General features: G+C 56.7%; 13 protein-coding genes and 3 pseudogenes. 4 read left to right on the top strand and 12 right to left on the bottom strand.

What is annotated here, in order from left to right; genetic code table 11:
- Positions 1-23 precede the first annotated feature (23 nt).
- A complete protein-coding gene (locus tag IB262_RS12625) occupies positions 24-2,357 on the bottom strand; it encodes a glycosyltransferase (protein ID WP_112985381.1) in 2,334 nt (777 codons plus the stop codon).
- 480 nt (positions 2,358-2,837) lie between these two features.
- On the opposite strand from IB262_RS12625, the gene IB262_RS36475 reads away from it, so the two are divergent.
- The 3 genes from IB262_RS36475 to IB262_RS12610 all read left to right on the top strand — a co-directional run bounded on the left by IB262_RS36475 (position 2,838) and on the right by IB262_RS12610 (position 4,540).
- Complete coding sequence (locus IB262_RS36475; RefSeq protein WP_348646907.1) at positions 2,838-3,194, top strand: tyrosine-type recombinase/integrase; 357 nt, start codon at positions 2,838-2,840, stop codon at positions 3,192-3,194.
- The gene (locus tag IB262_RS36470; protein ID WP_112985415.1) at positions 3,169-3,369 is read left to right on the top strand and encodes a tyrosine-type recombinase/integrase; all 201 of its coding nucleotides are present in this window, start codon (positions 3,169-3,171) and stop codon (positions 3,367-3,369) included. Before IB262_RS36475 ends, IB262_RS36470 begins: the two co-directional genes overlap by 26 nt.
- 110 nt (positions 3,370-3,479) lie before the next feature.
- A protein-coding gene (locus IB262_RS12610) for an IS630 family transposase (protein WP_192493627.1) occupies positions 3,480-4,540 on the top strand; the annotation gives its coding sequence in 2 pieces (ribosomal slippage) (positions 3,480-3,972 and positions 3,972-4,540; 1,062 coding nt in all).
- Positions 4,541-4,556: 16 nt separating this feature from the next.
- Here IB262_RS12610 and IB262_RS12605 read toward each other — a convergent pair.
- The 5 genes and pseudogenes from IB262_RS12605 to IB262_RS12585 all read right to left on the bottom strand — a co-directional run.
- Complete coding sequence (locus IB262_RS12605) at positions 4,557-4,724, bottom strand: transposase (RefSeq protein ID WP_162727365.1); 168 nt, start codon at positions 4,722-4,724, stop codon at positions 4,557-4,559.
- Positions 4,721-5,080: a transposase gene (locus IB262_RS12600; RefSeq protein ID WP_246802630.1), complete on the bottom strand. Its 360-nt coding sequence runs from the start codon at positions 5,078-5,080 to the stop codon at positions 4,721-4,723. The genes IB262_RS12605 and IB262_RS12600 overlap by 4 nt, the downstream gene beginning before the upstream one ends.
- 121 nt (positions 5,081-5,201) lie before the next feature.
- Positions 5,202-5,498, bottom strand: coding sequence for a transposase (locus IB262_RS12595; RefSeq protein ID WP_210337636.1), 297 nt, complete (start codon positions 5,496-5,498; stop codon positions 5,202-5,204).
- Positions 5,499-5,558: 60 nt separating this feature from the next.
- Positions 5,559-6,635, bottom strand: a complete 1,077-nt coding sequence (locus IB262_RS12590) for a polysaccharide pyruvyl transferase family protein (protein WP_112985378.1) — start codon at positions 6,633-6,635, stop codon at positions 5,559-5,561.
- Positions 6,636-6,927: 292 nt separating this feature from the next.
- A pseudogene (locus tag IB262_RS12585) lies at positions 6,928-7,481 on the bottom strand (transposase); the annotation flags it as partial.
- A 216-nt stretch (positions 7,482-7,697) separates the two neighbouring features.
- Between IB262_RS12585 and IB262_RS12580 the strand changes: the two are divergent.
- The gene (locus IB262_RS12580; RefSeq protein ID WP_162727364.1) at positions 7,698-8,435 is read left to right on the top strand and encodes a methyltransferase domain-containing protein; all 738 of its coding nucleotides are present in this window, start codon (positions 7,698-7,700) and stop codon (positions 8,433-8,435) included.
- Between the two features lie 428 nt (positions 8,436-8,863).
- Here the strand turns inward: IB262_RS12580 and istB are convergent, their stop codons facing one another.
- From istB to IB262_RS12550, 6 genes and pseudogenes are all read right to left on the bottom strand, one after another.
- On the bottom strand, positions 8,864-9,658 hold the full coding sequence (istB, locus tag IB262_RS12575; RefSeq protein ID WP_112977379.1) for an IS21-like element helper ATPase IstB: 795 nt from the start codon (positions 9,656-9,658) through the stop codon (positions 8,864-8,866).
- Positions 9,648-11,180 (bottom strand): IS21 family transposase, encoded by a 1,533-nt coding sequence (istA, locus tag IB262_RS12570; RefSeq protein ID WP_192493671.1) that lies wholly within the window; start codon positions 11,178-11,180, stop codon positions 9,648-9,650. Before istA ends, istB begins: the two co-directional genes overlap by 11 nt.
- Positions 11,181-11,289: 109 nt before the next feature.
- Positions 11,290-11,754, bottom strand: a pseudogene (locus IB262_RS12565) (IS66 family transposase); the annotation flags it as partial.
- Between the two features lie 45 nt (positions 11,755-11,799).
- Positions 11,800-12,147 (bottom strand): IS66 family insertion sequence element accessory protein TnpB, encoded by a 348-nt coding sequence (gene tnpB / locus IB262_RS12560; RefSeq protein ID WP_027997154.1) that lies wholly within the window; start codon positions 12,145-12,147, stop codon positions 11,800-11,802.
- Positions 12,144-12,539: a transposase gene (locus tag IB262_RS12555; protein ID WP_113079415.1), complete on the bottom strand. Its 396-nt coding sequence runs from the start codon at positions 12,537-12,539 to the stop codon at positions 12,144-12,146. The genes tnpB and IB262_RS12555 overlap by 4 nt, the downstream gene beginning before the upstream one ends.
- Before the next feature lie 248 nt (positions 12,540-12,787).
- Positions 12,788-12,967 (bottom strand): annotated as a pseudogene (locus tag IB262_RS12550) (ATP-binding protein); the annotation flags it as partial.
- Positions 12,968-13,044: the final 77 nt, after the last annotated feature.

Below are 13,044 nucleotides of genomic sequence, written 5' to 3'. Positions count from 1 at the left end.
AGTCTCTTTCAGATAGGGTATCGCTAGTGATCTGTGGGCAATACAATGGATTTTGTCGAGCCTACGAACCTTATGGGCCGACGCTCGAAGAAGCCATCCTGGAGATAATGCACTAACGGATTAATCCCTCTTTGCCGGATATCGGAATTTTGTTCGACATACCACTCGAGATCGAACAGTGGCCCGGGGTTTCTCCCTTCTCTCCATCCGTAACGACAAAAATGCCTCGCGTGCCCCCGTTCCATGGCACGCATATCCCTGTAGGTCTCTCTATAATATTGTTCATCGAAGAACGGAGACATACGAACCGCATGAAGGTCAGTGAAGATCGATGAGAACAATTTTCCACCGCGACGGCGGAGTTTTCTTCCGAGCGCCAGCGTCATTTTCCCAAGTGAGCGCAGCAGACCACGGTCTGCATCGTCATCGATGTCCCCGGACTCAAATGGCAACAACTTTTCGTGAAGATCGGATCTCGTTTGGTTGGCACAGAGTGCAGCCAAAGATTTTAGCAGAAGGTCCGATGAATCTTTCCACGTTACTTCGCTAACGTCAGATTCTTCAGCGATCCAACGCGGGAAATGACCGTTCAACGTGTCTACTAGTTCGCTAGTTGTATCGTATAAATGAATATTATTTCCAAAACCATTATGAACTCGAATTTCCTCATATACCGGCATACGCCTAGCAAGAATAGGCTTTGCGTTCGCCATTGCGTTTAATACAGGAAATCCAAACCCCTCATAGTGTGATGGAAAGACAACCATACTCGCGCCTTGATACAAGTTTCGAACTTGTTCCTCTGCGATTTTTCCGGACCTGAAGTACCGAACCCTTTGAGTATTGATTCCTTCAATACCAAGCACAACAAACTTCTGCTTAGTTTTTGAAAGAAGCGCCTCCACTGTTTCCTTGACGAATTTGTGCCTGAATTCATTCCCTACAATCAGGACGTAATTATCATCTACTTGTGTGGGCCGGCGCGAAACTCGCGTTCCGCCATATTCCGCGATACTCGTCGAATGCAGCGCCACAACCTGTTGGGTAGAGCGCGGAATACTGAACCTCAGGTTAAATTGACGGGCGGTGTAGGCACTATTAAAGAAGATGGCGTCGGACGTACGCAGCGTGAGATCCCAGATACGCCGGAGACCGTTCTCGTCTAAAGACATCGCGTCCATGGCAATTGTATCCAACATGAAAATCACTACGACCGGTGCCCGGTGCCGAAGCCATTTGACATCCTTCTCCCTAAAAGGTTGACCGATGCGAACGATTGCCGCCACCGGAGATTGATCATCAATTGCCTGCCACCGGACTCCTTGTAGTCGGCCAAAGCCATGAAAATCATACGCGTCCTTTTGGCTGATGATGCTTATAGAAAACTCGCTCTCGGCCTTAGAAAAGGCCTCCACGATCTTGAACGCAGCTTCAAAAGTGCCGTTGTGGTATCTTCCAAGGGAACGCATATCAAAAGCAACATGCAACTTTTGCCTTCGATCAAGCACGAATCCGTCCAGCAACGCTAATGCCTTATAGCCAGGGGAGGACATGTATCGCGCAATACTCCGAGAATATTCCGGATACCTGGCGTTAAAGATTTCTGCATTTTTCAGCTCGCGTGACGACCTCCCAGCCTCCAGCAATGAAAATGAGCTCTCTCCAACGTGATACACAAACGCGTGGTTGGCGATCACCGCACGATATCCAACGCGATTGGCCCGCATGATGAGGTCGTTTTCCTCATTGTATCCCATTCCGTAAATTTCGTCGAAAACGCCGAATTCCGCAATTACAGCGTGTTTAACGTACAAGCAGAACCCCACCGCAATTGGTACGTATTCAACACGGGACAAGCGATGCTTTAATTGTTCAAAATTGGAATAACAGTCTTTGGGAGACAGGTGATGGAACGCTGTTCCCACCGGAGTGGTACATATAGTTGCGTTATTGGAGCGCGGGCTCACAAAGCCAACCATGTGATCGTAATAGGCGACAGCCTTCATTTCCCTCAAAGCTCCGGGAAACAATTCCACGTCGGAGTTGAGGAGGATGACGTCCTGGCGGTATTGTCGCCCCATACAGAGCGCAATATTCGCGGATTTCAGGAAGCCAACGTTCTCGCTGTTCACGATGACGTCTACCTTGAGGTCGTGCTGTAACACGCTCAGGTAGCCGTTGAGGGCCGTCAGAAGTTCATCATCATTCGGCGAATCAACAATGAAGAGAAGTTGAACATTTAGTTCCTTCAACTCTTGAATAACATTCCTTATGGAGCCAATCAGCGGAGGCAAAAGGTCTGCGCGGCGATAAAGCGGGCAGGCCAAAATAATACCCGGGCTCTGAGTTTCAGACATGTTCTGGTCGCTCTATTTTTTGTAGGTGAAGCATATCCTTGCGCGGATCCTTATGGATTGTGCTCGATCCCATGTCAGGGTCGCCGGCGTTCATAGCACTTACCAATCGGTCTCCTGATCCATCAGATGCGCTTAGCTCGGCTGCCATGGCAATGCAAGCAAAGTGAGTTGGGCATGTAGATCATTTGTAGCTCGGCCGCAGGTATGTTCGTCCGTTACCTTGCTCGCTCTCATAGCGATACCCCAACGAGCAATTCCTTATCCGACCGATCTCGGCCAGTCGTTTGCGTCGGAAAGTGCGTCGCCATATCGGACGCTGGCATGGAAGGGGCAAGCATCCCGTGAAAGCATTTTCGCTTGGTTGAGAGGCCGAGATTATAGGCCGCGTTTCAACTCGGCTGCCATAACGCGTTCGACCACGTCCGGATCGCATTGTTCATCGACGAGAAACTGGCGGATTCCACCATCCCATGTCCGTATGTGTATGTCGGCGAGGAGATTTTGGAGCTCAACGCAAACGACCTTCAGTTGGAACGGTCGCACCCGCAAGTGCTGCTGCGCGGCAAAGGGCGCAGAGACCGCGTCATCCCCATTCCTCAGGATCTGGCGCGAGCACTGACAGCCTTGTTGGCCGAACACGGAATCGCGAACCACGAGCCGCGACCGATATTCGTCGGCGCCCGCAACGAGCGCCTGACGCGCTTCGGAGCAACCCACATCGTGCGGCGAGCGGTGGCCCAGGCCATGACCATCAAGGCCGGTCTTGGCCCAAAAGCCTATATCGCCGCACATCTTCCGACACTCACTGGCCATGAGGCTCCTCCAGTCGGGCGTTGACCTTCTGACGATCCAAGCCTGGCTCGGGCACGCACAGGTCGCTACAACCCATCGCTATGCCGCCGCCGATGTCGAGATGATGCGTAAAGGTCTCGAGAAGGCTGGAGTCGCCGGCGATTTTGGCGTCCGTTTCCGACCAAATGACGCCGTGCTGCAACTACTGAACAGCATCTGAGTATTATGTGGCGGAGAATTCCAGATTATACCAGCGAGCGCTGATTGCGACTCGTTTGGGATTCCCAAATCGGCTGATTTCTGACTCATTATGTCAAACGGAGATTTGGCATGACGAGAGCGATTTCGTTGCGTGGAGACTTTGACGGGCCTGCGCTGAGGCGGCTGGCGAAGAAGGCAAAGGATGCGGCCCAGGTTCGGCGGCTGTTGGCGCTGGCTTCGATTTATGATGGCGGCTCGCGGCAGTATGCATCCGAGATCGGCGGCGTGACGGTGCAGATCGTCCGCGATTGGGTCATGCGCTTCAACGAACGCGGCCCCGATGGTTTGATCAATGGGAAAGCGCCGGGCAGCCGGGCGAAGTTGAACGATGCGCAGCGCCAGGCGCTTTCGAAGATCGTCGAAAGCGGCCCGATCCCTGCCGTGCACGGCGTCGTGCGCTGGCGCAGAAAAGACCTCGTGCAGTGGCTCTTCCAGGAATTCAGAATATCCGTCGACGAGACGACGATCGGTCGGGAGTTGAAGGCGCTGGGCTTTGCCAAGCTTTCCGCCCGTCCGCGCCACTACGCCCAGAACGAACTGGAGGGCGAGCTTTTTAAAAAGACTTCCCAACCGCGCTGGCAGATATCCGGGCAAAATGCCCGCCCGGTACGGATCTCGAAATCTGGTGGGCCGACGAAGCCAGAATAGGCCAGAAGAACAAGATCACTCGGCGATGGGCGCGGCGAGGAACCCGACCGTCTGCCCCGCATGATCAGCGCACCATGTGGGCCTACATCTTCGGTGCGATCTGCCCGAAAAAGGGCAAGGGGGCTGGCCTCGTCCTTCCCTATTGCGACACCGAGGCGATGCAGGAGCACCTTGCCGAAATCAGCAACGCCGTCGATCCCGGTGCGCACGCCGTGCTCATTCTCGACCAGGCCGGCTGGCACGTCACGCCGAAGCTGAAGGCGCCGGACAACATCACCTTGATGTTCCTGCCACCGCGGTCGCCGGAATTGAACCCAGTCGAGAACCTCTGGCAGTTCATGCGGGACAACTGGTTGTCGAACCGCATCTTCACGGACTACGACGACATCGTCGATCACTGCTGCCGCGCCTGGAACAGGCTCATTGATCAGCCGTGGAAGATCATGTCCATCAGAATGCGCGAATGGGCCCACAGGTCATGATTAGCGCACGTTGGTATTAGACGGGCCTCGGCTGGCGCAGGGACGGAACCGCCACATAATCTCGCCCGGCACATAAGAACGGATCACTGCCAGCGTCCCGCACCAGCGAAAGCAGGCTGTCCGGCTCCTTGCGGAAGTCGATCGGATGGCTCGCAAGGAAGACCTTCACGTCTGACGGGATCATGCCGAGCGTACCGCTCGGATAACGCGCTGCAAATGCGCTTCGTCGATCTCAGCACCGGCCCGGATTACAACGTCGCCGATGACCACCTCGACGACCGAGCTGACCCCGATTATCGATCTCTGTCCACTTTCAGCCGACGCCACATGGTCCGGCTCGCTCTCGTTCAGAAGGTCTCGCCGCCACCGGTAGAGTTGAGAGGGCGTAATGCCGATCCGTCGTGCGATCGCCGAGATATTCACTCCAGGCCGGCAAGCTTCCTCAACGGCCCCGACCTTAAATTCGTCAGACCAGAAACGTCGCAACTGGCGGGGAGAACGCTCAAGTCGATCCGTTACCGCCTCAATCATATGGATCATTCTAGAGCTAGCCATAGGCGTAGACATAGATCCTCACAGTCAGAGAAATCAGATGCCTGCCATAGCGTGATGTCCATCAGCCCTGCCAGATGGGGTCTGCTTATCGCTTACATTTTCGCGCTCATACCGATCTTGCTGAAGACGGTCCCGCCGCACTTCGGTCAGGAACAGACACGTGGATGGGTGATCGTCTCGCTCGGCAAGTGGGCGGTAAGGGTTTGCGCCCCAGGGGAGACTTCATCTTCGCGGCAACGGTGGGCGACAAGAGCGATGAACAGTCTTGTCTCTGTTCGACGCCGGCCTGCGTCTCAGTTTCCTCCAGGTCGGTGATCGTCAATTCGATTTGCTCGATCAGGCGATCGAGCTTCTCAGACGAACGACCAAAACGGCCGCTTAACGTCGCAAGCTGCGCCTTCAGCTTCTCGATATAGAGGTTCCTGGCATAAAGCTCCGCCCTCGAAGCGCGCGCGTAACCAAATCACTCGTTACTCGCTGTGAAGCCGTTTTCACGAAAGAACTCCAAGAACTTTGTTCTATATGCGCGATACTTGCCGAAGTCGGAGTTTTTGAAGATTTCAAAAAGACCCTCGCAATCCAAGGGGGCGTTCGTATCGATTTTGTCAGGTCTTACGTAAGGAACCCCCATCACTTCGGCAAGTTCTTCCGTTCGCGAATCATGAGCGATTAGTACAGCGGGCGTTCCGGCAATCAACGAAAGGACTGTTGCATGAATTCGTGTGCCAACAAAAAAATCCTTTTTGCGCGCGTAAGAAATCCACTTTTCCAGATTGTAAAAGAATGCGGCCTTTGTTCTCAAAAATTGAACGAGGTTTGGGTACGGCCCGGCGGCATAAGTTCGATTGACCATGTGCGCGTCAGCCGGCTCGATGTCATATGGCGCAATGCCGGTTGCAATCTCGAGATCTACTAGTTCTGACTGCAGCAGTATTTCCTTCTTTAAAGCGAATGCTTGGCGATAAAAGTAAGACTGAAATTCGCCGCCTGCGAAATTACCGTGTCTCGTCCCGTGAAGAACAATTTGTGGCCCCAGCACGCCTTTATTAAACGCAGGCCCCTGGGGGCCACAAAGCAACAAAGACGGACACCCGGTCGGAACTGAGTTCTTGATGCCGTAGTGTTCGAGCACTTCAGAAGAAAACGGTCCTCTGGTTGAAATCGCGCCGGAGCGCTCAGCTACAACTTTTAGGAGCCGAACAGTTCCGGGCTCGATTCGAGGAATCTCTTTCCTGAGGCTAGACTGCGCTCCAATCCCCACGATGAACGCTGGCAATCGCGATTTCTCAATTTCGTCTGCCAGCCACCCAAAGTCATCACCAGGGTTGAGCCAGTTCGCCGCTGCGACGACGACACAGTCACCATCGGCGTCATGTAGGCTGTTTGGCTGCCATTTACTGCCAACTATCAGCCTGAGAAGCGCTTCCGTGAAGAGCATATTTCCCGAATTTCCGCCCAGACGCTTTAGTAGCGCCATGTTGTCGCATTTTTCGTTGTCTAGGAGCGACGGTACGCCTATGACGAGTGGACGAACGAACATACTTATTTCTCGCTGCTGCGGCCCGATATAAACTGGAGGCTCATTAGATCTCTTAACGAGTACAGGTGAGGCAAGCTAGAGGGCCAGAGTGCCCATTTCGCCGGACAAGTCAGCTCTTGAGACAGTGCTTTGATAGTTTGCCTGGGGCATGCCAATTCACAGCGCTAAATGCGAATGGATTTCGTTGTAACGCTCATTCCATCGCTCGATGTTCCGGAGCGCGTTGTCGGCGTCGGAAATAGGCGAGATGGGTGTGTAGTAGCGTTTCAGGGTTTTGATGATAGCCTCCCGCGATCCGCCGATAGCCATAAGTTGGCCTGGCATCCACCAGCTTGCGAATGGCAGGCAGCAGCTCGGCATCGTCCGCTTTGAGGTAGGGTCCGCGAGGCTTGGACTTGCCCTTCAGACGTTCGGAGAGATTAGAACGCGACACGTGTAAGGCCTCCGCCACCGCCTTCATCGGGAACCGCCCTTCGGCAACAATATCGGCCGCGATATCGGTTTTTTTGACTGGGCTTTGGAAAGGGCTTCGCGAAGAATCTCGTTCTCCAGCGTCTTGCGTCCGAGAATGCGCTCAAGCTCGCGCACTCGATCTTCCAGCTTCTTCACCTCAGAATTGCCGATTACCGGCTCGTCGGAGTCCACCGCCACCGCACCTCCCTCGCTCAAGAGCCGACGCCAGCGATAGAGAAGGTTTGGCGCAACTCCATGCCGCCGAGCCGCAGAGGAAACCGTCTCCCCTGGGGCATAGCTCTCCTCGATGATCTGCAGTTTGCGTTCCGTTGTCCAGCGCCGCCGCCGGACGTCACCGATCATCAGGTCAATCTGTCGAAACTCGTTAGACATAAGCCTATCCTCAAGCCTGTGCTTGAGCCTTCCTGCTTATGCTGAGTGTCCGGTCGAAAGTGGGGGCAGTTCACACTCCAAAAGTGTTTGACAAAGTTCCTGCTTTTCAAGTCAAACGGGAATTGCCATAAGACAAACCGGCTTCGGCCCGGAAATTACGTTCAAATGTCGGCGCGAATTGCGCGACGCCTTACGAAAGAAATGGGAGAGAGACCAATGCACGATACGGCGTTAAGTACTGGAGCACTCTTCTTCGCGTCGTACGCCAACGACAACTGGACGACCGTGGTCGAGACTGGATCCCTGGATGTAAACGGCAGCCTACGGACTGTGGCGCCTGCTGGTCTCTTTTACGTTGGCGTTGATACTGAATTCGGGAAGTCGGTTGACGTGAAGGTTTGTATCGGCGATCCATTGCCATTCCGAGACGAATATGCAGATTGCATTGTTTCCTCATCGCAAATGGAGCACGACGATTTTTTTTGGATGACGTTTCTTGACATGCTTCGAGTGGTCAAGACCGGAGGCTACATCTACATCAACGCCCCATCAAACGGAGCATACCACAGATACCCGAACGATAATTGGCGCTTCTATCCAGACTGCGGCAACGTTCTCGTTAAATGGGCGCGGCGAAACGGGTTCGCTGTAGAACTGGTTGAATCGTTCGTTTCGGACAGAACTGGCGACATATGGAATGATTTTGTTGCGGTTTTCGTTAAGGGCTCGTTAAACAATCCGCCAACCACCTATATCGCTGATCAAATCAAAAGCAGGAACGTCTGGAAGTGGCACGCCGAAGCTCCCGACCACTTTACTCCGGTGGTTGAAGATCTTAGCATCCAACGGCATCAGGCAGAGCAAATCAAACAATTACGTGCACAGATCGAAGATATGGCGCAAGAACGGGTGTCCCATTCTGACCCCGTCGTAGTCATTGAACAAGCAAGCTGATGTGCTCCTGGGCTGTCATCCAACTGCGACTCGAACATCAGGTGTCCTGAACCACGGTGGCCGGATGACCTAGGCCAGTGTGTCGCTGTTGCAGCTTCGACGCCACTGCTGCAGGTAAGCCCAGCTGCAGAAGCTCGGCGAGGAGCCGCTCAATCGCCACCTGTCAGTACCGGAACAAGACTCCCCACTAGTTGGAGTGCGCCCCTGAGGATGGACGGTGATCAGGCTGCGTATTCCGGTGAAGTCGCCCGCTGATTCCGAAACGACGCCGGCCACCTATTCCGATTTCATGCCGGCCACCATTCCGATCTGAAGCCGGCCAGTTGGTGCTCCCCTGGGTCGTTGTTTTGCATGGCTGTTGGTTTCCGCGCGGAACTGAGCCGGTATTTCCACCGAGAAGTGAGCCACCTCTGAGTATGGTTTTCTGATCAGGGTTTGGTCAAGGGATTGGCTTTTTCTCCTCTCTTCTGGGCCGCAGCGGCCGAGCTGGCTTTGAAGCGGAAGCTGTCGTTGCCGGTTTCCAGGATGTGACAACGATGGGTCAGACGATCGAGGAGAGCGGTCGTCATCTTGGCGTCGCCGAAGACCGTGGCCCATTCGCTGAAGCTGAGGTTGGTGGTGATCACCACGCTGGTCCGCTCGTAGAGCTTGCTCAGCAGGTGGAAGAGTAATGCGCCGCCGGAGGCGCTGAACGGCAGGTATCCCAACTCGTCCAGGATCAGCACGTCGAGCCTGACCAACGTCTCTGCGATCTGGCCCGCCTTGCCCTTGGCCTTTTCCTGCTCGAGCGCGTTGACCAATTCGATGGTCGAGAAGAAGCGGACCTTTCGGCGATGATGCTCGATCGCCTGAATGCCGAGTGCTGTCGCGACATGTGTTTTGCCTGTGCCCGGCCCGCCGACGAGCACGATATTCTGCGCTCCGTCCATGAACTCGCATCGGTGCAACTGGCGCACGGTCGCTTCGTTGATCTCGCTGGCGGCGAAGTCGAAGCCGGAGAGGTCCTTGTAGGCCGGGAAGCGGGCAGCCTTCATGTGATAGGCGATGGATCGAACCTCGCGCTCGGCCATTTCGGCTTTCAGCAACTGGGACAGGACCGGCACGGCCGCGTCGAAGGCCGGAGCCCCTTGCTCGATCAGGTCCGTGACGGCCTGGGCCATGCCATACATCTTCAGGCTGCGCAGCATGATGACGACGGCCGCGCTGGCAGGATCATGACGCATGGCGACCTCCTACGATCCGGACGCGCAAGCCGTCGTAGCGTTCGACATTGGCCTTGGGTTCACGCAGCAAGGTCAGCGCCTGTGGCGTATCGATGTCCGGGCCGTCGGTCGTCTTGCCGTCGATCAGCCGGTGCAGAAGATTCAGCACGTGCGTCTTGGTCGCCACGCCCGCATCCAGAGTCAGTTCCACAGCCCTGACGACGACCTGTTCGTCGTGATGAAGCACAAGCGCGAGGATATCGACCATCTCACGGTCACCGCCAGGGCGGCGAAGCATCTGGTCCTGGAATTGCCGAAAGGCCAACGGCAATTCCAGGAAGGGCGCACCATTGCGCAAGGCACCGGGCTTGCGCTGGATGACCGCAAGGTAATGCCGCCAGTCGTAAATCGTTCGCGGCGGTTTGTCGTGGCTGCGCTCAATGACCCGCGCATGTTCGCATAGGATATTGCCCTCGGCCGCAACGACCAGCCGCTCAGGGTAAATCCGCAGGCTGACGGGCCGGTTCGCAAAGGATGCAGGCACACTGTAGCGGTTCCGTTCGAAGGTAATGAGGCATGTCGGTGAGACGCGTTTGCTTTGCTCGACGAAGCCGTCAAAAGCGCTAGGCAACGCCATCAACGCGGCCTGCTCTGCGACCCAAATGTCGGCGATCGTGCCAGGCAAGGTGCCGTGCGATGTCTCCCGCCACAGGTTCTGGCAATGCTGTTCCAGCCAGGCATTCAATGCCGCCAAATCTGGGAAGTCCGGCATCTGTTGCCACAGCCGTGGACGGGCATCCTGGACGTTCTTCTCGACCTGACCCTTCTCCCAGCCTGCCGCCGGATTGCAGAACTCGGGTTCGAAGACGTAGTGGTTCGTCATCGCCAGGAAGCGGATGTTGACCTGCCGCTCCTTGCCCCGTCCCACGCGATCGACCGCCGTCTTCATGTTGTCATAGATGCCGCGACCAGGCACGCCGCCGAACACCCGGAAGCCGTGCCAGTGGGCATCGAACAGCATCTCATGCGTCTGCAGTAAGTAGGCTCTGAGCAGAAAAGCACGGCTGTGCGACAGCTTGATGTGCGCGACCTGAAGCTTCACGCGCTCTCCGCCTATGACGGCATAGTCCTCGCTCCAATCGAACTGGAATGCCTCACCTGGGCGGAAAGACAGCGGAACGAATATGCCGCGGCCCGTCGTCTGCTGCTCACGCTGCCGATCAGCCCGCCAATCACGGGCGAAAGCGGCCACCCGGCCATAAGAACCGGCAAAGCCAAGAGCCACCAGATCGGCGTGAACCTGCTTCAACGTTCGACGCTGCTTGCGCGACTTCCCGGCCTCGGTCTTCAGCCAGCCGGCCAGTTTATCGGCAAAAGGATCGAGCTTGCTTGGTCGCTCTGGTATCGCGAACTTCGGTTCGATCGTGCCAGCGCTCAAGTACTTCGCGATCGTGTTGCGCGACAATCCGGTTCGTCGGCTGATCTCGCGAACCGACAGCTTCTCGCGCAGTGCCATCCGACGGATGATGTTTAAAAGTCCCATGTGGATCACTCCGTTGCCCCCGTCGCTCACCGCGTTGAGGGGAAGGTTCACATGGCTCAATTCTCAATGGAAATTATGCGCCTAACCGGCTCAGTTCCGCGCGGAAACCAACAACCTCCAGCGTCTCGGTGATATCCTCACCCAGCTTCGCCAGTTTGGCCGAGCCGCAGCACGGGCAGTTCGGGGGTGCGGCAATGACGACGCGCTCGCGCGGCAGATGCTCTGGAAAAGGCTTGCGAGATGGACGCTTGCGCTCGAAGGCCCTGACCGCCGAGGAGCGTGCCGCCATCTCCGCCGCCAGTTCGTCCTCGCCGGCGTCCGCTTCCAGTTCCTCGAGCTGCAGCTCCATCTGTTCGAGAAGCCGGGCTTTACGCTCCGAGCGGCTGCCATGGATGTCGCGCTTCAGCTTCTCAATCTCCAGCCTGAGCCGGGCGATCAGTGCATCCGAATGCGAGTTCACGGCCTGGGCGCGAGCAGCGAGCGCCTCGGCTTCACGGCGGGCCGCACGCTCGGCGAGGATCATCGCATGCGCGCTGGCAAGGTCGTCGGGAAGCTGATCGGCCGCATCGGTCATGGCGGGATGGAATCATATTCGCTCCCGCCGTGCCAGCGGTTTTGCTCATCCCGCCGACGTCGGACGCCAGGTTTTTTGCGGCATTCGCCAGTCGATGCCTTCGAGCAAATAGCCGAGCTGCGCGGGCGTGATCACCACCGTGCCGTCGGCCGCGGATGGCCATATGAACCGCCCGCGCTCGAGCTTCTTCGTGAACAGGCAGGCACCTTGGCCGTCGTGCCAGATCACCTTGATCAGGCCGCCGCTCCGGCCCCGGAAGACGAAGAGATGGCCGCTCATCGGATCGCGCTTCAACGTCTCCTGCACCATCAGCGACAGGCCGGGAAAGCCTCTGCGCATGTCGGTATAGCCTGTCGCCAGCCAGACCTTCACACCGCTCGGGACCGGGATCATCGCCGCTCCAACACATCGAGGATCCGGGCCAAGGCTTCGGTATCGATGTCGCTCTCGACCCGCAGGCGACGGCCACCGCCAAGCTCGATCATCACCATGCTTGCTTTCTTGCGCGAGCGGGAGACCGGCGGCCGCTCGGTCGGGATCGCCGGCGCAGGCAGCGCTTCGACGATCTCCACCGGAATGAGTTGCGGCACGGGCGGAGCGGAGATTTGGCAGAGCTCCTTGCGCCAGCGGAAGAGCTGACTCACATGGATGCCGGCCGAGTGGGCGATCTCTGAAACACTTGCCCCTGACTCAAGCGTCGCCGCGATCAGGCGCTCCTTCTCCTCCCGGGACCAGCGCCGACGCCGCTCGACCGACGTAATGACCTCAATCTGATGCTTCGTCATAGGACTACCCCTAGTGTTTGCACTAGGACTTGCAGCCTTCAGCCTAACTCAGCAAGGCGGCCCTCACCGGAGGGGTACCGCGCGGCTTGCGTCGCGCCCGCACCGGCGCCGCCGTCAAAACCTCGAATGTTCGCGGCTGATTCACACTGTCGCTCATAGGATTCTCCGCATGATTCATGCAGAAAATCCCCGATCAGCGGACCAAATGATACGTGGGGGTCCCTACGCGCCTACTCTCCAGGAGATCGGAGATCGCGCCGCTGCTCGTCGTTGAGCTTCTCCGGGCCCCAGTCGTCGAGGATTAGCAAGTCGGTTCTGGCGAGCGCCTTGAGGACCTTGGGATAACGGCCGTCGCCGCGCGCCAGCGCAAGGGTGGCGAACAGCCTGGGCAGGCGATGATAGGCGACGGAGAAGTCCTCGCGGCAACTTCAAATGGCCGCGACTAACGACGATCTTGCAAAATTATCCAGGATCCCGTGAAATTTCGTAGTCAGACCGCTGGCGG

Origin of the sequence: Ensifer sp. ENS02, assembly GCF_014851885.1 — a bacterium.
GTDB lineage: Bacteria > Pseudomonadota > Alphaproteobacteria > Rhizobiales > Rhizobiaceae > Ensifer > Ensifer adhaerens.
This window is presented reverse-complemented; position numbering and strand designations above follow the sequence as displayed.

What these genes read in the sequence shown, in the direction of transcription:
- IB262_RS36470 (WP_112985415.1), top strand. Translation starts at nt 3,169, where the DNA reads ATGAGGCTCCTCCAGTCGGGCGTTGACCTTCTGACGATCCAAGCCTGG.
- IB262_RS12555 (WP_113079415.1), bottom strand. Translation starts at nt 12,539, where the DNA reads ATGACGAAGCATCAGATTGAGGTCATTACGTCGGTCGAGCGGCGTCGG.
- IB262_RS12625 (WP_112985381.1), bottom strand. Translation starts at nt 2,357, where the DNA reads ATGTCTGAAACTCAGAGCCCGGGTATTATTTTGGCCTGCCCGCTTTAT.
- IB262_RS12605 (WP_162727365.1), bottom strand. Translation starts at nt 4,724, where the DNA reads ATGATCCCGTCAGACGTGAAGGTCTTCCTTGCGAGCCATCCGATCGAC.
- istB (WP_112977379.1), bottom strand. Translation starts at nt 9,658, where the DNA reads ATGCGTCATGATCCTGCCAGCGCGGCCGTCGTCATCATGCTGCGCAGC.
- IB262_RS12580 (WP_162727364.1), top strand. Translation starts at nt 7,698, where the DNA reads ATGCACGATACGGCGTTAAGTACTGGAGCACTCTTCTTCGCGTCGTAC.
- istA (WP_192493671.1), bottom strand. Translation starts at nt 11,180, where the DNA reads ATGGGACTTTTAAACATCATCCGTCGGATGGCACTGCGCGAGAAGCTG.
- tnpB (WP_027997154.1), bottom strand. Translation starts at nt 12,147, where the DNA reads ATGATCCCGGTCCCGAGCGGTGTGAAGGTCTGGCTGGCGACAGGCTAT.
- IB262_RS12590 (WP_112985378.1), bottom strand. Translation starts at nt 6,635, where the DNA reads ATGTTCGTTCGTCCACTCGTCATAGGCGTACCGTCGCTCCTAGACAAC.
- IB262_RS12600 (WP_246802630.1), bottom strand. Translation starts at nt 5,080, where the DNA reads ATGATCCATATGATTGAGGCGGTAACGGATCGACTTGAGCGTTCTCCC.